This window comes from Streptomyces niveus (assembly GCF_001723055.1).
Taxonomy (GTDB): domain Bacteria; phylum Actinomycetota; class Actinomycetes; order Streptomycetales; family Streptomycetaceae; genus Streptomyces; species Streptomyces niveus.
In genome coordinates, this window is record NZ_MDCR01000015.1 from 1 (window position 1) to 18,189 (window position 18,189).

Genomic DNA, 18,189 nt, shown 5'->3' on the forward strand with positions numbered 1-18,189 from the left:
GCGGAGCCTGACTTACGGCTCCGCCCGCACCGTCTGGAAGCTGGAGATGGGCGTCATCGGGGCGGGGCGGCTGCGCCGGGGCCCGCTGCGGCTGACGGGGTCGGCCGGGGCGCCCGCCGTACCGGCCGTGCACTACGTGGACGACACCACGCGCGTCGTGCCCGCGCTCTCCGGCAACAAGCTCGAACTGCGCGTGGAGCCCGTACACGCCCTGCTCACCGGCCACGTGGCCGAGGGCGAGGCCGTACGCCTCGAAGGCACGCTCCATGCCACCGGCAATCCGCCGAGCGCGCTGGCCGTCCAGAACTGGTACACCAAGGACGTCCACGAGGTACCTCTGCGCCTCGTGGACGGCAGCTTCAGCGCCGACGTCCCGCTCTCGGCCTTCGGCGACCCCTCCGCGCGCCGGCGGTCCACCGTCCCCTGGGGCGTCCATCTCGTACGGGCCGGCGGCAGCCGCATCGCCGTGGCCGCCCGTGGCGCGGTCCGGCCCGGACACTACGGCCTCGCCGACGGCCGCGAGCTGTACGTCACCGCCAACGCGGCGGGCGACCTCGTCCTCAGCGACCAGACCGAGCAGCCGGTGGTCGACGCGCTCGACTGGACGGCGGACGGTGAGCTGATCCTGCACGGCAGTCAACCCGCGCTCCAGGCAGCCGAGTTGGTGCTGAGGCACAGCGGCCACCGCGAGGAGATCGTCTTCCCGGTCGACACACTCGCCGACGGCCGGTTCCGTACGGCACTGCGGCCCGCCGCCGTCCAAGGGCTGCACGGGCTGCGCCAACTGGCCGAGGGACGCTGGCTCTTGTACGTCCGGGAACCCGGCGAGAGCGACCCCGAGCGCTACACGGCCGTACGGATTCAGCCCTCGCGGCACCAGACACTCCCCCTCGTACGCACCCTGGACGGCCGGGAGTTCACCCTCGACCGGCTCCGTCAGGACATGCTCCAGCTGCACTCCGGATCCGTACTCCCGGAACAGGACCGCGGCGCGTACCGGCAGCAGCGGCTGCGCTCCGTCTACGCGAGCGCCCGCGCCGCGGGACCGCTGCGCGACGCCGTGCTCTACAGCAGCTTCGACGGCCGGCAGTACTCCGACTCCCCGCGCGCCGTCCACGAGGAACTGCTGCGCAGGCAGGCCCCGGTGGAGCATCTGTGGGTCGTACGCGATCGGCAGGTGACCCTGCCGCGCGGCGCCCGCGCCGTCGAACTGCACAGCGCCGACTGGTACGAGGCGCTGGCGCGCAGCCGGTGCGTCGTCAGCAACACCCAACTGCCCGAGTGGTTCGAGCGGGCGGAGGGCCAGTACGTCGTCCAGACCTGGCACGGCACCCCGCTCAAGCGCATCGGCCGCGACCTGACGGGCACCGCCCACGCGGACGAGGCGTACATCGCGACCCTGCCGCGCCGGGCCGCTCAGTGGAGCGTGCTCGTCTCGCCCAACCGCTTCTCCACCCCGATCATGCGCCGCGCCTTCGGCTACGAGGGCACGGTCCTGGAGTCCGGCTACCCGCGCAACGACCTGCTGCACGCGACCGACCGGGACAAGGTCGCCGACGCCGTACGCGAACTCCTCGGGATCCCCGAGGGCAAGCGCGTGATCCTGTACGCCCCGACGTGGCGCGAGGACCAGCCCAAGAAGGGCGGCCGGTACGGGCTCGACCTCCAACTCGACCTGGAACAGGCCGCGCGGGAGCTGGCGGAGGACCATGTCCTGCTCGTGCGCCGCCACTATCTGGTCGGCGGATCGATCCCCGGCGCGGGGGGCGACGGGGGAGGCGGCGCGGCCGGCTTCGTACGGGACGTGTCCCGCTACCCGGACGTCGCCGAGCTGATGCTGATCAGCGACGCCCTGGTCACCGACTACTCGTCGCTGATGTTCGACTTCGCGCAGACGGGCCGCCCCATGTACTTCCACGCGTACGACCTGGAGCACTACCGGGACACGCTGCGCGGCTTCTACTTCGACTTCGAGTCGGCGGCGCCCGGACCGATCGTCACCGACACCGCCGCGCTCGTGGCCGCGCTGCGAGCCCCGGGAACCCCGGAGGCCACCCCCGCGTACGAGCAGTTCCGGCAGGTCTTCTGCGACTTCGAGGACGGCACCGCCGCCGCCAAGGTCGCGGACCTCATGCCCGTGGGGGGCGGCGCATGAGCACGGTCGAGATCAGCTGCGTCGTCACCGCCGGAGCGGATCCGCAGGCGCTGCGCAGGTCCGTCGAGTCCGTCGTCGCGCAGACCATGCGCGCCACCGAGGCCGTGGTGGTGCTCGGCCTGACCGTCACGGCCGCGCCCGCCACGGGACGGACCACGGGTCGGACCACGGGACGGGCCGTGGGATCCGACGACGACCCCGAGTCGGCCGCCGACGACGTACGCGCCGTCGCCGACGAACTCGCCGCGCTGGACCCGGCGCGCGTGCGGATCGTCACGTCCGGCGCCGAGACCCCGACCACCGCCGTGCTCCGCAACCACGGCCTGGACCAGGCGCGCGGCCGGTACGTCATCGTGCTCGGCGAGGGCGAACGCCTCCAGCGGGACGCCTGCCGCAATCTCTGGGAGGCCGCCGAACGCTCCGGCACCGAACTCGCCGCCGGCCGCTGGACCCGGCGGGCGGGCCGCCGTGCCAAGGAGCAGCCCCCGGCCCGGCTCGTCGAGAGCGAGCTGTACGCGCGCTCCCGCACCGTCGAGGCGCTGTCCGAGGCGCCCGAACTCGTCGTCGCCGACGCCCTGGTGACCGGATTCTGCGTACGTACGGCCCTCCTGGAGCGGGAAGGACTGCGGTACGCCGAGGATCTGGAGCGCGGCGAGATCCTGTTCGGCGCCCAACTGGCCGCCACCGCAGGGCGGATCGCGCTCGTCCCCAACCTGATCGTCAGCGGCCGGGCGGCCGACGACCCGGCCGGCACGTTGGAGGGGCAGCTCGCCGCACACGTACGGGTCGCCCAACTGCCCTTACTCCAGGGTGATACGGCGCTGCGCGAGGCCCGCGACCGGGCGTTCCTGGCCGACCAACTCGTGCCGCTCGCCCGGCAGTTCCCGAGGCTCGACGCGGACGAACGCGCCCGCGCCGCCGCACTGGTCGCCGCGCTGCCCGCCGCCCGGACCGACCCGGACCTGCGGCTGGACCTGCCGCCCCTGGAACGGGTCTGCCTCCAACTCCTCGCGGACGGCGACGCGGAGGGCGCACTGGCCGCCGGATACGCGCTCGGCAGGCCCGGCGCCGTAACCTCGGCGCTCAGCGAACGGGACGGACGGGTGTACTGGGGTACGGCGTTGCCCGACGACCCGCGTGCGCGGGCGGCGCTCGACGTCACGGAGCTGGGCCACCAGTACCAGCCGCTCGCCGACACTCCGTTGCTGAACCACCTCACCCACTGCGGCCAGGAGGGCGACCGGCTCGTCCTCGAAGGACGGCTGCCGACTCCGCTCCAACTTCGCTCGTCTGAAGTGCCGTTGACGGCAACCCTGGAGTTCTTGGTACGCGGCACCGACGGTCGGCTGGTCTTCCGTACGCCCGTGGACGAGGTCTGGCGCGACTCCGACGCACTTCGCTGGCGTGCGGCCGTCGACATCGGCGCGCTGCTGCGCGTCGGCGGCGCCAGGGACCGCGTGTGCGACCCGCACTTCGCCCTGCACACGCCCGACGGCACCACCACCGGCCCCCTGTTCCTGGAGCGGGACCGGGTCGAGGCCGCGGGCCACTTCCGGGCGCGACCGCGCCGGGGCCGGCTGTTCGGCGACAGCTGGAAGCCGTACGTCACCGTCAAACACCACCTCGCGCTGCAACTCCACGCCCGCCGCCGCCCTGGCCGACTCGCGGCGGCGGCCGTCCACTACCTCACCCACTTCCGCCCGGCCCGCAAGGCGAAGAGGCTGGTCAAGGGGGTGCGGCGGCGCTTCGACCGGATCTTCGCCCGCTCCGTCAAGACGCGCGTCTACAACCGGCTGCTGATCCGGCTCCCCGTCCGCAAGGGCTCGGTGGTCTTCGAGAGCCACATGGGCAAGTGCTACGGCGACAGCCCGCGCGCCATCCACGAGGAACTGCGCGCCCAGGGCCGGCGCGGGGTGCGCTGCACCTGGTCGTACGCGACGTCCGCCGACGGATTCCCCACGGACGTCACGCTGGTGCGCCGGCTGTCCTGGCGCTATCTGTGGGCACTGGCCCGTGCCCAGTACTGGGTCGACAACCAGGGCTTCCCGCTCGACCTGAAGAAGCCGGCGGCCACGACGTACCTCCAGACCTGGCACGGCTCCGCGTACAAACGCATGGGCTTCGCCGAGAGCCGTATCAAGGCGCAGAACGCCTCCGAGCGCGACAAGTTGAGCGCGGCGCTCGCCCGCTTCGACCACTTCCTCGTCAGGTCCGAGCACGACGTGGCGACCTTGGCCCGCGACTACCGGCAGCCCGCCGAATCCCTGGTGGCCTGCGGCTATCCGCGCAACGACCGCCTCGTGCGGGCCCGTGCCGCCGACGAGAGCCAGGGTCGCTTCCCCCGCCCGGCAGTCGCTTCCGACCTCGGGATCCCGGACCACCGCAAGGTGGTGCTGTACGCGCCGACGTTCCGGGGTATGCCGAAGAAGGGCCGCACCACGCAACTGCCGCTCGACGTGCGTCAGTTCGCGGAGCGGTTCGGTGACGAGTACGTCCTGCTGGTACGCGCGCACTATCTGGAGTCCGCCGCGCTGCCCGTCTGCCCGCCCGGCACCGTGATCGACGTGTCCGGTCATCACGACGTCAGCGAACTCCTCTGCCTGGCGGACGCGTTGATCACGGACTACTCCTCCATCATGTTCGACTACGCCCTGCTGGACCGGCCGATGGTCTTCTTCACGCCCGACCTCGACGCGTACGTCGCGGAGCGCGGCAGCTACTTCGACCTGCGTGCGGAGGCGCCCGGCCCCGTGGTCGAGACCGAGGGCGAACTCCTGCGAGTCATGGACGAGTTGAAGCAGTCCGACGCCACGCACCGCGCGGACCGCGCCCGCTTCGCCGAGAAGTTCGGCGGCTACGAGAGCGGCCAGGCCGCCCGTACCGCCCTGGACGTGCTCTTCGCAGGAAGGCCCCGCCGATGACCGCGACCACGCTGGCCACCGTGCCGCGCGAGCTGATCCTCCTCGCCAACGCCACCGACGTCCTCGGCGGCGTCACCGCCTGGACCCACCAGATGGCGCGCCTCTTCGCCGCCCACGGCCACCGCGTCCAGGTCGTCGGCATCCACGAGGCCGAGCTGAAACTCACCCTGCCCGAGCCGCCCGCGTATCCGGTGACCGCGCTCTACCCCTCCCACCCGCCCACGCCCTGGCGCCCGCGCTCGCCGCTCGCCTACTTCGACCTGCGGGCGCGACGCCGGGAGGCGGCCCGGGTCGCGGACAAGCGGCGCGCCGTCGCACGCCTCTCGGAGATCTTCCGCGCGGCCGGCCCCGGCGCCCTGGTGATCGTCACCCAGGTCTGGCCGATGGAGTGGGTCCTGGAGGCCGACACGGCGGGTGTGCGGCTGATCGGGATGAGCCACGAGTCGTACGAGTACAGCAAACGCTGCCACCGCTTCCGCTGGATCAAGAACAGCTACCCACAGGTCGACCGCTGGCTCACCCTCACCCAGGAGGACGCGGACGCCTGGATCGCCGAGGGCTTCGACAACGTCGGCGCCCTGCCCAACGCACTCGGCGCCCTGCCCGAACTCCCCTCCCCACGAACCGAGAAGACCGTCGCGAGCATCGGCCGCCTGGACGACCAGAAGGGCATCGACCTGCTCCTGGAATCCTGGTCCCTGATGGCCGCCGAACGCCCCGACTGGCGGCTGCGGATCTACGGCGCCGGCCAGGACGCCGCCGCGCTGAAGAAGCAGTGCACGGCGCTCGGCCTGGACGGCTCGGTCGAGTGGATGGGCCGCACCGACGACGTCGCGGGCGCCCTGGCCGCCAGCTCGGTCTTCGTCCAGTCCTCACGCGGTGAAGGGTTCCCGCTGGCCCTGATGGAAGCCATGGCGAGCGCGGTCCCGTGCGCGGCGTTCGACTGCGCGCCGGGCGTCCGCGAGATCATCACGGACGGCGAGGACGGTCTCCTGGCCCCACCGGGCGACACGGCGGCCCTGGCGGACCGCCTGCTGCGCCTGACGGGCAACCCCCGGCTGCGGGACACCCTGGGGGACCGGGCACGCGTCAATGTCCAGCGCTACTCGGAGGCCGAGATCCTGCGCCGCTGGCACGACTTGTTCGCGCTGCTGGACCGCTAGGGACTCTCCTCAAGCCGCCGGACCGGTACCCGACGGCGGGGTCGGCGCGGTGAACCGGCGAGGGCCCGGGGCCGTTGTCGTTCGGTGTGTCCGGCGTTGGCCGGACCCTCCGGAGACAGGGAAGTTGACGTGGAAGAGGAACAGCTCAACCGCATCGAGGAAATGATTGAAGAAGCGCTCGAAAGGCGACAGGGAAACCACTGGCACGCGCTCAGGTTTGAGTACGCCCTGAACTACAACCCGGGCGGGGACACGGAGTTGATCGCGCTCAACCGGGCCGAGCACGAGGCGGAGAGCGCGTACTCGGTGAGCAGGGACAACCACGCCTACGGGTATCTCGACCCGCATGCGCGAGCCGCCGCCGAGAAGGCGTGCGGGGCGAGCATCAGCACGTCTATCGAGATGGTGCAGGTGATGGGGGCGTCCTACGCCTTGGCCATCAACGAGCACGAGGACGCGCGGGAGGCGCGGGTGCTCAGTGAGTGGGAGCGGCTGAGGAATCTCACACGGCAGCAAGAGGAACTGGCCCGCCGCGCCCGGCGTCTGGAGACCGCCGACCGGCGTCCGGCCGCGGGAACCAGTCGGCGCCCCGTGCTTCCCCGCGAACAGCCAGGCGCTCGTGGGCGTCGTACCCACGGCAGACACGGCCACTAGGGGGCGTCCTTACCGGTGGGCAGGGCGCGGGCCAGGAGCGGCAGCAGCCGGTCCCAGTGGCGCTGTAGCCCTGGCGCGTCGAACGCGGGCCGAATCCCTGTCGCAGACTGCGTCCGTGGACGTGATCAATCACGTACGAAAGGGCATCCCGTCACAACCGAGCCCAGCTGGTTCACGTCCTCGTACAGCGCCAACGGTGGCGCGTGCGTCGAGGTCGCCGTCAACCTCGCGGCTACGTGGGGTGTTGTCCCCGTCCGTGACTCCAAGTCCACGGACGGCCCGGTCCTTGACCTCCCCGCCTGCTCGTTCGCTTCCCTCGTGGCCGGCGTCAAGGCCGGAGAGTTCGGCGGCGGCTGACCCCGGCAGTGCTGGTCGCGCACAACGCTCGGCTGGGAAACCCAGCCGAGCGCCTGTCCCAACGTTCAAAAGCTGTCGCGGTGTGCTTGATCGTCCTGATACGACATGGGGGATGGTTGCTGAAGCACTGGATCCCGCTGACCGTCTGATCGCTGAACGAGCGTGCGAACGCCTCATCGTCGAGTTTGTCCACAAGCTCGATCTCGGTGACCCGGGCGACGTGGCCGACCTGTTCACCGATGCCGGGTTCTGGGAGTGGACGGAAGGCGGTCGTCGGATTCAGGGCCGTGATGCCCTGCGGTCGTACTTCGCCGGTCGGCCCGTGGACCGGCTCTCGCGCCGGATGTGCGCCAACATCCTGGTCACCGTCACATCCGAGGCAACAGCGACCGCGACCTCGTACTTCACGACGTACCGCGTCGACGGACATACCGGCGGTCCGGTGCCCCCGCGGGCCCCGACGCAGGTCGGCCACTACGAGGACACGTTCCTCAAGGCCGAAGGCCGTTGGTTCCTCAGCTCTCGTTCCCTGCATCTGGCCTTCGCCGGACCGACCGAGCGGCTTTGAGTAGCGGCAGGGGTGCAAAGCGGGCCTGCGGATCTGACCCCCGGTATATCGGCCCAACTGGGCTTCAATCAATGGTCGTTCAGCGGGCGTTTAGGGGATCGCCTGCGGCCCCGTGGTTCGCTGCTGCGGTGCGAAAGCAAACAAGGCACCGATTTGAAAGAGGCAGCAGCGTGCATATACGCAGCACTCGCGGGGCGGCGATCGCCGTTCTGACAGCGATGGCCCTGATCCCCGCCACCCTGTCCGCCGCGTCGGCGGCAGAGACGTCCACACCGGCCTCCGCACCCGGCGTGACGGTTGGCGAGCAGGCGACCGACCCATCGACCGCACGCGACTACTGGACCCCGAGCCGGGTCAAGGAGGCCGTGGCGAACGAGAAGCAGGACGAGATCGACATCGCCCATGAAGCCGCCGTCGCGGCCAAGGCGACGACCGGAGCGGCCAAGACCGCCCACGCGGGCGAGGGTCCGCGCCTGACGGCGGAGGCGCCGCGGTTCCTCCCGGCCGGTAGGGACGCGACCGGCTCCCCGGCGGTGTTGGCCGCCGTGCCTGAGATGGCTCACGCGGAGAAGGTTCCCTTCCCCCAGTCGATCCCCGCGGTCATCGTCGGCAAGATCCTTTACGTCGACGCCGCAGGTGAATCGCACGGGTGCAGCGGTGCGTCGATCATCGCCGACGGCAAGAACACCGTCTGGACCGCCGGGCACTGCGTGCATCCCGGCGACGGAAGCGGAGCCGACGGCTTCCACGACTCGGTCCTGTTCATCCCTGGATACAAGGAATCCGCCACCAGCCCCAATGGCTACGACGCGCCGTGGGGCGAATGGGTCGCCCAGACCTTCGTAGCTCCGGAGGCGTGGACCCAGGACAAGGACTACAACGAAGGCGACTTGGCCGCCTTCACCGTCAAGGCCCCGGCCGGCTACACCAATCTGGCCGACACCGTCGGTGCCCTCGGCTACAGATTCGGTGACGGATCCGACTGGTCCGACATCATCGACTCCGGCTTCCCCGGCGAGGGCTACAACCGCACGGACATGGACGGATACACGCAGTTCTTCTGCACAGGCAACGTCGTGGACGCCGCCAACCTGAACCCGTTCGACGACCGTCTTGAGATGGACTGCGACATGGGCGGCGGCGCGTCCGGCGGCCCCATGGCCACCACCGAGGGCCAGATCGTCGGCGCCAACAGCCATGTCGAAGTCGACGACAGCGGTGAGCGGATCAATGACAACCTGTACTCCTCGAACCACGGGAGCCAGGCCGTCGCGGTGATCAACCGGATCAACGAACTCAACTGATCCCAAGCGCGCCGAGGCCCGCAGCCCGACGGCTGCGGGCCTCAAGCCGTCGTCAGTCAGCCGCCCGCCGGGCGAGCCATGCCCGGATCGATGTCCTCGGCTTTCGGCGCGTTGGCGACCCGCTGGGACACGTATCGACTCTTGATCTCTTCCGTCGTCAGGACCTCCCAGTTATCCGGGAGTTCCTCGCCCGCTTTCTTCAACTCGACCGTCCACGCCTCGACCGCCTCGGCCCGGGGCTGCGGATATGCCGACTCGGCCGGGGGCCGCGCGCTCTCCGTCACCGGCGGTAGCGAGTCCTCCCAGGCCGCCCCGACGAGGAACGCCCCGGCGGCCACAGCCGCCACCACACCGGCGCCTGCGATCCCCATCCACATACGTGCCATCAGGTTTCCCCTCCCGCGATGCTCATCGTCGCCATGGTGTCATCCTCGCGGGCCATGGGCGGGGCGCTCAGCGAGCCGGGCCCTCTCGGGCGGTTGCCGGTGACGGTCTGCGGCTCAGTCCTTGGGCAGGGTGCGGTTCAGGAGTGGGAGCAGCCGGTCCCAGTGGTGCCGGAGCCCGGTCGGGCTGAACGCGTCCGTGTCCGGCATCGTGAAGCCGTGGGCCGTGTCCGGGTAGATCTCGGTGGTGTGGGTGACACCCGCCGCGTCCAGCGCCTCGTTGAGTTCGGTGACCGCCTCGGGGGACATGTCGTTCTCCGAGAGGCCGACATGGACCTCGGCGGTGAGCGCGGCGAAGTGGCGGTGTGGGCTGTCCGGTGCGGCGGTGACCAGGAAGCCGGGGTGGAACACCGCGAGGGCTGCCACCTCGTCCGGGTGGGCCAGTGCGGTGCGGGTCGCCCAGAGGCCGCCCATGCAGTAGCCGGTCACGGCGATCCGTCCCGCCGTGACCTCGGGCTGGGCGGCGAGGAAACCGAGGTAGGCGTCGGCGTCGCGCAGGACCCGATCCGTCGTGTGCGCGACGATGAAGGGGCGCAGGCGGTCGATGATCGCGGGGCGGACGTCTTCGCCGATGTACGCGGGGAGTTCGACCACCGGTCCCGGGCCGTGCCGGTAGTAGACGTTGGGTACGAGCACGTAGTACCCGTGCCCGGCCAGCTCGCGGGCCATCTCTTCGAGCGCGGGGCGCAGGCCGAAGGCGTCCATGTACACGAGCACCGCCGGGTGCCGCTCGCCGTCGTCGGGGTGGGCGGCGAACGCGTCCGCCTGGAGGCCGTCCGTCGTGGGAATCCGCACTGTCTTCGTCGGAATGGTGAATCTTCCTCATCTGGTGTTAGTGGCACTAACGGGTTCGGGGCGGGAGTGAACGTACATCGTTAGTTGGACTAACGCAACGGGTAGGGTGACGGCCATGAACAGTGACGACAGGCTGCGTCAGCGGGCGAGCCGCCTGCTGTCGCAGGTGGCCGCGCGGTCGGACCGGCTGATCAACGAGGGTCTGGCCCAGGCCGACGCGCGGAAGTGGCACTACGCCGTGCTCGCCTCGCTCCTGGACTTCGGGCCGGCCAGCCAGGCTGCTCTGAGCAAGCGCACCGGCATCTACCGCAGCGACATGGTCGGCGTGCTCAACGAGCTGGCTCAGCGCCAACTCGTCGAGCGGGCACCGGATCCAGACGACCAGCGCCGTAACGTCATCACGATTTCCCCTGCGGGCCGCCGCCGACTACGCCGCCTCGACAAGGTCCTGGACGCCCTCCACGACGAACTGCTCGCCCCACTCGACGCGGCCGAACGCGACCAGCTCGTACGGTTGTTGACCCGCCTGCTGGATTACCACGACTCGCCGGGGAGTTGATGGGCGGCCGGCGGAGGGCCCGCAGGTGGGATCAGAAGACGGACACGCCGTAGGCGGAGAGCGGCTCGACCACGGGCTGGGCGAAGGTGGTGCCTCCCGAGCTGCAATTGCCGCTGCCGCCCGAGATCAGGCCCAGGGCCTGCGTGCCCGAGTAGACCGGGCCGCCGCTGGAGCCGGGCTCGGAGCAGAGGTTGCTCTGGATCAGGCCGTAGACGATCCCGTCCGCACCGTAGTTGACCGTGGCGTTCAGGCCGGTGACCGTGCCGCTCCGCACGCCCGTCGTGGGGGCGCTGGTGGTGATCCGCTGTCCGATGAAGGGGCTGCCGGCGCTGGTGATGTCCTGGTAGGAGCCGTTCTGGAGGTAGACGGAACCCTCGGCGGCACTCTGGTTCGAGTAGCGGATGAGGGCGTAGTCGTTGCCCGGGAAACTGGAGTTGACGGTGGTGCCGAGGCTGGTCACGTCGCCGGTGTCCGTGCAGTGGCCCGCGGTCAGGGCGTACTTGACGCCCGCGCCGTCCTGCACGTTGAAGCCGATCAGACACCGGATGCCGCCGGGTAGCAGGATGTACTCGCCTCCGGCGATGTGCTTGGTGAACTTTCCGTTGGTGCGGTTGATTTCGGGCGCCCCGGCCGGTGTTGTCGCCGCCTTGGTGAGCGCGGCGACTTCGCCGGCGTCGACCGTACTGTCCACGGTGACCACCACCGTGCCCGTCGCCATGTCGGTGTACCACGCGCTGCCGGTGACATCCGCGCGCGCCAGGGCGGTGTGTGCCGCGGTGAGCTGCGCCGCGGTGGGTCTGACCGCGTCGTCGGCGGTGGCGCCGGGTGCGGTCAGCGCGGTGGCGGCCAGCACCCCGGAGGCTACGGCGATCAGTCGTGCGCGGGGGGCGGGAGTGCGGTTCATGAAGTCCTCCGACATGTCATGCCTGCGTCAATCCGCTGGGTTCGCTCATATTTCACCGCCGTACGCCCGCCGACAAGTCTGGAATGAGCCGCCCGCACGCCCCTGCGGCAGGCCAAGCGCTCAGCGTTTCGCGTCCGACATGTTCCGGCCGTGGCGTTGGGCCGGTAGTGACAGCGGAGACGGGGCCGGGGTGCGGTCCTCCAGGGGGACCGGGGTGGGGAGGCCCGTTGTTTCACCCAGGAAGACGCGGCGGACCACACGTTCCGCCGCCAGGCCGTCGTCGTACGGGCAGAAGCGGGCCCGGAAGGCCGCGCGGAGTTGGGCCGAGCGGGAGCCGCGCCAGTGGTCCGTCGTGAAGATGTCGATCAGGTCGTCCTCGTCGCGTGCCACCGCGCCCGGGGGGAAGGAGCGGACGTCGAAGTAGGTGCCGCGGGCCGCCTCGTACGCGTCCCAGTCGTCGATGTGGATCACGACGGGGCGGTCCAGATTGACGTAGTCGAACATCAGCGACGAGTAGTCCGTGATGAGCGCGTCGGCGGCCAGGCACAGCGACTCGACCCGGTGGTGGCCCGAGACGTCGATGATGCGCGGGTGCGGGGTGTGCGGCAGGGGGGCCTCGTACGTGTGGTGGGCGCGGGTCAGTACCACGAAGCGCGGGCCCAGCGCCTGGACCAGGCGTTCCAGGTCCAGCGGGACGTACGGGGTGCGCCGGTAGTCGCGCTGGGTGGGTGCGTACAGCACGGCGGTGAAGCCCTCGGGGATGCCCAGCGACTCCCGCAGTCGGGCGACGTCGGACGAAGTGGCCCGCTGGAACACGTCGTTGCGCGGGTAGCCGTATTCGAGCGCCGTGTGGCCGGCCGGGTACGCCTTCTCCCAGACGAGGGTGGAGTGGCGGTTCGCGGAGAGGGAGAAGTCCCATTGGTCGACGCCCGCGAGGAGTTGGTCGAACTCGGTGTGCCGGGCCGCGGCCGGATGGTCCTGGAGGTCGAGGCCCATGGACTTGAGCGGGGTGCCGTGGTGGGTCTGGAGGAGGATCTGCTGCGGGCGTTTGACCAGGTGCCGGTCGAAGTTGACGTTGTTCACGAGGTACTTGTCGCGCGCGAGCGCCGTCCAGTAGCCGAAGCTGCCGGGGCGCAGCTTGCGCGTGGCGGTGGGCACGGTGTGGTGGTACTCGGCGCGGCCGATCCACGACGTGCCGATGTGCGGGGCGAGTTCGCGCACCTTCTCCTCGATGGCCGCCGGATTGCACGCGTAACCCCGGCCGTCGTACGCCGCGAAGACCGCCCTGTTCTGCCGTACGGGCAGGCATCGTTGGATGCGGTAGTGAAGTCGGAGCGTCCGTGCGCGCAGCGCCCGGCCGAGGGCCGTGACGGCGTCCCGGGCGCCGATCTGCGCGCGCTGCGCCGTCCACAGGGCGCGGTACGTGCGGTGCGCGCCGAACCGCAGCAGTGTGTGGCGCAGCCGGGCCCGCAGCAGCGGCGCCGAGCCGGGGGTGCGGTGGCGGCGGTGGTGGGCGCGGGCCCTGCGGAAGAACTCGGGGCGGCTGCGGCGCGGCAACCGCCCCCGTACGGCCACGAGTTTGGAGAAGTGGTCGAGCATCCGCCGGAACAGCACGGGCCGCCAGTCGTCCAGCGCGGGGCGCGAGTCGATGAAGGCGAAGACCCGGTCGTACTGGTCGAAGATGTCGAAGTGCTTGCGGCTGGTGGTGGACAGGATGTTGCCCTGGCGCCGCTGCCGGTAGTGCACGCAGACGCGGTCGAGCGTCGTGATCGACTCGGCGGCCATCAGGACGGGGAAGGTCCAGGGCGTGTCCTCGTAATAGCCCGGCGGGAAGGAGAAGTTCTGCCGGGCGATGTACTCGCGGCTGTACGCCTTGTTCCAGACGACCATCAGCACCCTCAACAGGTCCGGCCTGTCGGTGAGTCGGAAGGACGCGGGGCCGCTCTCGTCGAGGAGGTCGGAAAGGATGTTGCGTACGACCTCGCCCGACCAGTACGTACGGGCGTAGTCGTAGACCAGGACGTCCGGGCTGTCCGTCTCCTTCAGCCGGTCGGCGATGGTCTGGAGCGCGCCGGGAGTGAGGGTGTCGTCGCCGTCGAGGAAGATCAGGTAGTCGCCCGTTGCGTGGGCCATCCCGGCGTTACGGGCGGGGCCGAGGCCCTCGTTCTCCGTCAGGTGTACGGCGACCACACGCGGGTCGGCGGCGGCGGTCTCGTCGATGATCGACCCGCAGGCGTCGGGTGATCCGTCGTCCACGGCGATGAGTTGGAAATCCTCGTAGGTCTGGTCGAGCACCGACCGCAGGCACTCCTGCAAGTACGCCTGGACCTTGTACGCGGGGACGATGATGCTGAACCGGGCCATGGATCGGGAACGGCCGATGGAGTGACCGGGTTACGCCAGACGTGGCATACGGGGGACAAATACGCCGGGCGGGCCGGTAGTTGAACCGGCCCGCCCCTTTTGGCGTACTTTCCCGTCGAACGGGTGCCCGAAGCGGCCCTACTTGACCGCCCCCGCCATGACGCCCGAGACGAACTGCCGCTGGAACAGGAAGAAGACCGCCAGCGGGATGATCATCGAGAGGAAGGCGCCGGGCGCCAGCACATCGATGTTGTTGCCGAACTGCCGTACCTGCTGCTGGAGGGCGACCGTGATCGGCGGGGAATCGGAGTCCGCGAAGATCAGGGCCACCAGCATGTCGTTCCAGACCCAGAGGAACTGGAAGATGCCCAGCGAGGCGATCGCGGGACCGCCGAGCGGCATCACGACGCGCGTGAACAGCCGGATCTCGCCCGCCCCGTCGAGACGGGCCGCCTCCAGCAACTCCCGGGGAATCTCCGCGAAGAAGTTCCGCAGAAGGAAGATCGCGAAGGGGAGTCCGAACGCGACGTGGAACATGACCACGCCGAAGGTCGTCTCGAAGATCCCGATCTCACCGAAGAGTTCGGAGACCGGGATGAGCGCGACCTGGACCGGGACCACCAGCAGACCGACGACGAGCATGAACCACCAGTCGCGGCCCGGGAAGTCCATCCACGCGAAGGCGTATCCCGCGAGCGAGCCGATCACCACGACCAGCACGGTCGAGGGGACCGTGATCATCACCGTGGACCAGAGGGAGTTGGTGATGATGTCGTTGGACAGCAGCTCCGAGTAGTTCTCGGTGGTGAGCTGCGCCGGCTTGGTGAAGACCTCCCACCAGCCGCTCGCCGCGATGTCCGACGAGCCGCGCAGCGAGGAGATCAGCAGACCGATCGTCGGCATCATCCAGAACAGGGCGACCAGGATGAGAAAGACCTGGACCACTCCGCCGCCGGCCTTCGCCATGATCCGGGCGGGCAGGGACGGCCTCGGCTTGGCCGTCGCGCCGGCCGGCAGGTGCTGCTTCGCCGGCGCCGCTGTGTCAGTCGTACTCATCGGCGGTTCTCCTTCTGCATCCGGCGAATGTTGAAGAGCATCACCGGGATCACGAGCAGCAGGAGGAATACGGCGATCGCGCTGCCCACGCCGACGTTGGCGTCCGTGCCGAACGACGAGCGGTAGAGCTGGAGCGCCAGCACGTTCGCGTCGTCCTGGGACGAGCCCGGCGCGATGATCAGCACCAGGTCGAAGATCTTCAGCACATTGATCATCAGGGTGACCATGACGACGGCCAGAACCGGTGCGAGCAGCGGGACGGTGATCCGGCGGAACACGTTCCACTCGTTCGCGCCGTCGACCCGCGCGGCCTCCAGGAGTTCACGCGGCATGCTCGCCAGACCGGCGCCGATCAGCACCATCGCGAAGCCCGCCCACATCCACAGATAGCTGCCGATGATCGCGGGGGTCACGAGGGACGGACCGAGCCAGTCCACGCCGTTGTACGGCTCCCTGAAGTTGGTCTCGGGCAGCTGGAGCACGGCTCCGTCGGCCGAGGCCGGCAGGGTGAACGTACCGTCCGACGCCGCGGTCGCCGACGCGACGACCTTGCCGTCCTTGACCGCCTCGATCTTGAGGCCGCCCAGGCCCAGTTCCTTCGGGTCGACGACGTTGGGCTTGCCGCCGCCGCCCTTGGTGAAGTCCAGCCAGGCGGTGCCGGTGATCTCGTCGCCGCCACTCTCGGCCGCCTTGGCCGGTACGGCGTCCGAGGGCATCTTCCCGGGCGGTACGCCGACCAGCGGCAGCAGCACCGGAGTGCCCGCCGAGACCGGCGCCTTGGTGACGAACGAGCCCTTGGCGTCGCCGGCCTTCAGCGGATGCACCGGCAGCGGACGGGCCTTGGGATAGCCGGCCGATTCGGAGAACGTGTCGTGCACGCCCACGGCGACGGCGTTGGCGATGCCGCGCTCCGGGGCCTGCTCGTACACCAGCCGGAAGATGATGCCGGAGGCGAGCATCGAGATCGCCATCGGCATGAAGACGATCAGCTTGAACGCCGTTCCCCAGCGCACCCGTTCGGTGAGTACGGCGAAGATCAGACCGAGCGCGGTGGCGACCGTGGGGGCCACCACCACCCAGATCAAGTTGTTCTTGATCGCGGTCCGGATGGTGTCCTCGGTGAAGATCTCCACATAGTTGTCGAAGCCCGCGAAGTTGTCGCCGGACTGGTCGAAGAACGACCGGTAGACGGAGAACCCGATCGGGTAGACCACGAGCGCGCCCAGCAGGATCAGCGCGGGCAGCAGGAACGCCACCGCGAGACCTTTACGTGTGCCTGTCACGCTCTTGCGCTTCCCCTTGGCGGGGGGCGGGGGCGCCGACACCTTGGTGCCGGTGCCCCCTGTTGTCGCCGACGTCATCGCGTCAGCTCTTGTATGCCTTGGCGGCGTCCGACTCCAGCTGCTGCTGAGCGCCCTTGACGTCCTTCGGGTTCTTCAGGAAGTCCTGAAGCGCCTTCCACTCGCCCTTGCCGGGCGTACCGCCGAACGACTGCGGCATCTGGTCCGACATGTCGAAGCGGAAGTCGTCACCGGCGTCGATGAGCGCCTTGGCGATGTCACGCTGCACGTCGCTCGGGTACGCCTTGCCGTCCAGGGCCTTGTTCGGCGAGATGAAACCGCCCAGCTCCGCCTGGATCTGCGCGGCGTCCGTGGACGCCAGGAAGGTCAGCAGCGCCTGCGCGCCCTTGCTGTCCGTCAGGGCCACGGCCGCGTCGCCACCGGTCACCACGGGGGAGTCGGCGCCGACGGCCGGGAACGGGAAGACCTTGGCGTCGGTGCCGACCTTGGCACCGGCCTCGGTGACGTTCACGCCGGCGAAGTCCGCGGCGAAGACCATCGCGGCCTTCGGGGTGTCACCGCCCGTGAAGGTCTGCGTGACCGAGGCGGGGAACTCGGTCTGGAGCGCGCCGTCCGCGCCGCCGGCGATCAGGGTGGGCTTGCCCCACAGCTCGGCGAGCGTCGTCAGGGCGGTGGCCACCGACGGGTCGGTCCACTTGATCTCGTGCTTGGCCAGCTGGTCGTACTTCTCCGGGCCGGCCTGCGACAGGTAGATGTTCTCGAACCAGTCGGTGAGCGTCCAGCCGTCGGCGCCGCCGACGGAGACCGGGACGACGCCCGACGCCGAGATCGTGTCGGCGGTCGTCAGCAGGTCCTTCCAGGTCTTCGGCTCGCTCGCGCCCGCGTTCTCGAAGGCGGTGTTGTTGTACCAGACCAGCGACTTGTTGGCGGCCTTGTAGTACACGCCGTACTGCTCGCCGTCGACCGCGCCGAGGTCCTGCCAGCCCTTGCCGTAGTTCTTGGCCAGCTGCGCCTTCGCCTCCGGACCGACCGGCTTGGCCCACTTCTTCTCCACGGCCTGCGTGATCGCGCCGACCTGCGGGAGCATCGCGACGTCCGGCGGGCTGCCGCCGGCGATCTTCGTGCCGAGGAAGTTCACGATCGGGTCCTGCGCGGGGACGAACGTGACCGTCGCACCGGTCCGCTTCTCGAACTCGTCCAGAACCTTGGTGAAGTTGGCCTGCTCGGGGCCGGTCCACACCGCGGCGACCTGGATCTTCTCGCCGTCCAGCTTGGGCAGTTCGACCGTGGTCGCGGGCTTCTTGCTCTCGCTCCCGCCATCCGATTTGTCCTCGGAGTCGCCGCTACAACCGGTGAGCACCACGGCGCCGACGACCAGGGCCGCCACCGCCGCTCTGTGTGACCCTCGTGCCGCTGAGCGTGCTCCTGCTCCAAATGCCTTACGGCCATTAAGAGTTGTACGCATGACTGCCCCGTCTCTCCATCGAGCGTGCGGATCTTGACGCATGCTTGCGCATGCGGACCGGCGCCCCGAGCGAGCTGACGACGCCGTCCTTGTCCCGTTGCGGTAAGTCCTACGCGCAGTGACCGTAGGCCGCAATACTGTCCTGGGCTTCAATTCGAAGATCGTGATGGGCTCGTGACG

Annotated in this window: 14 protein-coding genes and 1 pseudogene; 8 read left to right on the forward strand and 7 right to left on the reverse strand. The window is 69.8% G+C overall.

The window, feature by feature from the left end; genetic code table 11:
- The 7 genes and pseudogenes from BHU15_RS02060 to BHU15_RS02085 form a co-directional block, all read left to right on the forward strand.
- Positions 1-2,155, forward strand: a 2,155-nt coding sequence (locus BHU15_RS02060) for a CDP-glycerol glycerophosphotransferase family protein (protein WP_141726755.1), incomplete at its 5' end; no start/stop codon positions are given.
- On the forward strand, positions 2,152-5,076 hold the full coding sequence (locus tag BHU15_RS02065; protein WP_069625579.1) for a bifunctional glycosyltransferase/CDP-glycerol:glycerophosphate glycerophosphotransferase: 2,925 nt from the start codon (positions 2,152-2,154) through the stop codon (positions 5,074-5,076). The genes BHU15_RS02060 and BHU15_RS02065, both read left to right, overlap by 4 nt.
- The gene (locus BHU15_RS02070) at positions 5,073-6,239 is read left to right on the forward strand and encodes a glycosyltransferase (RefSeq protein WP_069625580.1); all 1,167 of its coding nucleotides are present in this window, start codon (positions 5,073-5,075) and stop codon (positions 6,237-6,239) included. The genes BHU15_RS02065 and BHU15_RS02070 overlap by 4 nt, the downstream gene beginning before the upstream one ends.
- 129 nt (positions 6,240-6,368) lie before the next feature.
- A complete protein-coding gene (locus tag BHU15_RS02075; RefSeq protein ID WP_069625581.1) occupies positions 6,369-6,893 on the forward strand; it encodes a hypothetical protein in 525 nt (174 codons plus the stop codon).
- A 153-nt stretch (positions 6,894-7,046) separates the two neighbouring features.
- Positions 7,047-7,250 (forward strand): annotated as a pseudogene (locus tag BHU15_RS37940) (DUF397 domain-containing protein); the annotation flags it as partial.
- 112 nt (positions 7,251-7,362) lie between these two features.
- Complete coding sequence (locus BHU15_RS02080; RefSeq protein WP_069625582.1) at positions 7,363-7,818, forward strand: nuclear transport factor 2 family protein; 456 nt, start codon at positions 7,363-7,365, stop codon at positions 7,816-7,818.
- Between the two features lie 71 nt (positions 7,819-7,889).
- Positions 7,890-9,122 (forward strand): trypsin-like serine peptidase, encoded by a 1,233-nt coding sequence (locus BHU15_RS02085; RefSeq protein ID WP_171908298.1) that lies wholly within the window; start codon positions 7,890-7,892, stop codon positions 9,120-9,122.
- Between the two features lie 56 nt (positions 9,123-9,178).
- Here the strand turns inward: BHU15_RS02085 and BHU15_RS39020 are convergent, their stop codons facing one another.
- Positions 9,179-9,508: a hypothetical protein gene (locus BHU15_RS39020; protein WP_141726756.1), complete on the reverse strand. Its 330-nt coding sequence runs from the start codon at positions 9,506-9,508 to the stop codon at positions 9,179-9,181.
- 114 nt (positions 9,509-9,622) lie between these two features.
- On the reverse strand, positions 9,623-10,375 hold the full coding sequence (locus BHU15_RS02095) for a dienelactone hydrolase family protein (protein WP_069625585.1): 753 nt from the start codon (positions 10,373-10,375) through the stop codon (positions 9,623-9,625).
- A 100-nt stretch (positions 10,376-10,475) separates the two neighbouring features.
- On the opposite strand from BHU15_RS02095, the gene BHU15_RS02100 reads away from it, so the two are divergent.
- Positions 10,476-10,919 (forward strand): MarR family winged helix-turn-helix transcriptional regulator, encoded by a 444-nt coding sequence (locus BHU15_RS02100; protein ID WP_069625586.1) that lies wholly within the window; start codon positions 10,476-10,478, stop codon positions 10,917-10,919.
- Positions 10,920-10,950: 31 nt separating this feature from the next.
- On the opposite strand, the gene BHU15_RS02105 is transcribed toward BHU15_RS02100, so the two are convergent.
- From BHU15_RS02105 to BHU15_RS02125, 5 genes are all read right to left on the reverse strand, one after another.
- The gene (locus BHU15_RS02105) at positions 10,951-11,823 is read right to left on the reverse strand and encodes a S1 family peptidase (RefSeq protein ID WP_069625610.1); all 873 of its coding nucleotides are present in this window, start codon (positions 11,821-11,823) and stop codon (positions 10,951-10,953) included.
- 120 nt (positions 11,824-11,943) lie between these two features.
- Positions 11,944-14,187 carry a bifunctional glycosyltransferase/CDP-glycerol:glycerophosphate glycerophosphotransferase gene (locus BHU15_RS02110; protein ID WP_069625587.1) on the reverse strand — a complete coding sequence of 748 codons (2,244 nt, stop codon included), beginning with the start codon at positions 14,185-14,187 and terminating at the stop codon, positions 11,944-11,946.
- A gap of 138 nt (positions 14,188-14,325) precedes the next feature.
- Positions 14,326-15,243: a carbohydrate ABC transporter permease gene (locus BHU15_RS02115; RefSeq protein WP_069625588.1), complete on the reverse strand. Its 918-nt coding sequence runs from the start codon at positions 15,241-15,243 to the stop codon at positions 14,326-14,328.
- Positions 15,240-16,604 carry a carbohydrate ABC transporter permease gene (locus BHU15_RS02120; RefSeq protein WP_079127818.1) on the reverse strand — a complete coding sequence of 455 codons (1,365 nt, stop codon included), beginning with the start codon at positions 16,602-16,604 and terminating at the stop codon, positions 15,240-15,242. Before BHU15_RS02120 ends, BHU15_RS02115 begins: the two co-directional genes overlap by 4 nt.
- 4 nt (positions 16,605-16,608) lie before the next feature.
- The gene (locus BHU15_RS02125) at positions 16,609-18,009 is read right to left on the reverse strand and encodes an ABC transporter substrate-binding protein (RefSeq protein WP_079127819.1); all 1,401 of its coding nucleotides are present in this window, start codon (positions 18,007-18,009) and stop codon (positions 16,609-16,611) included.
- Between the last annotated feature and the right edge of the window lie 180 nt (positions 18,010-18,189).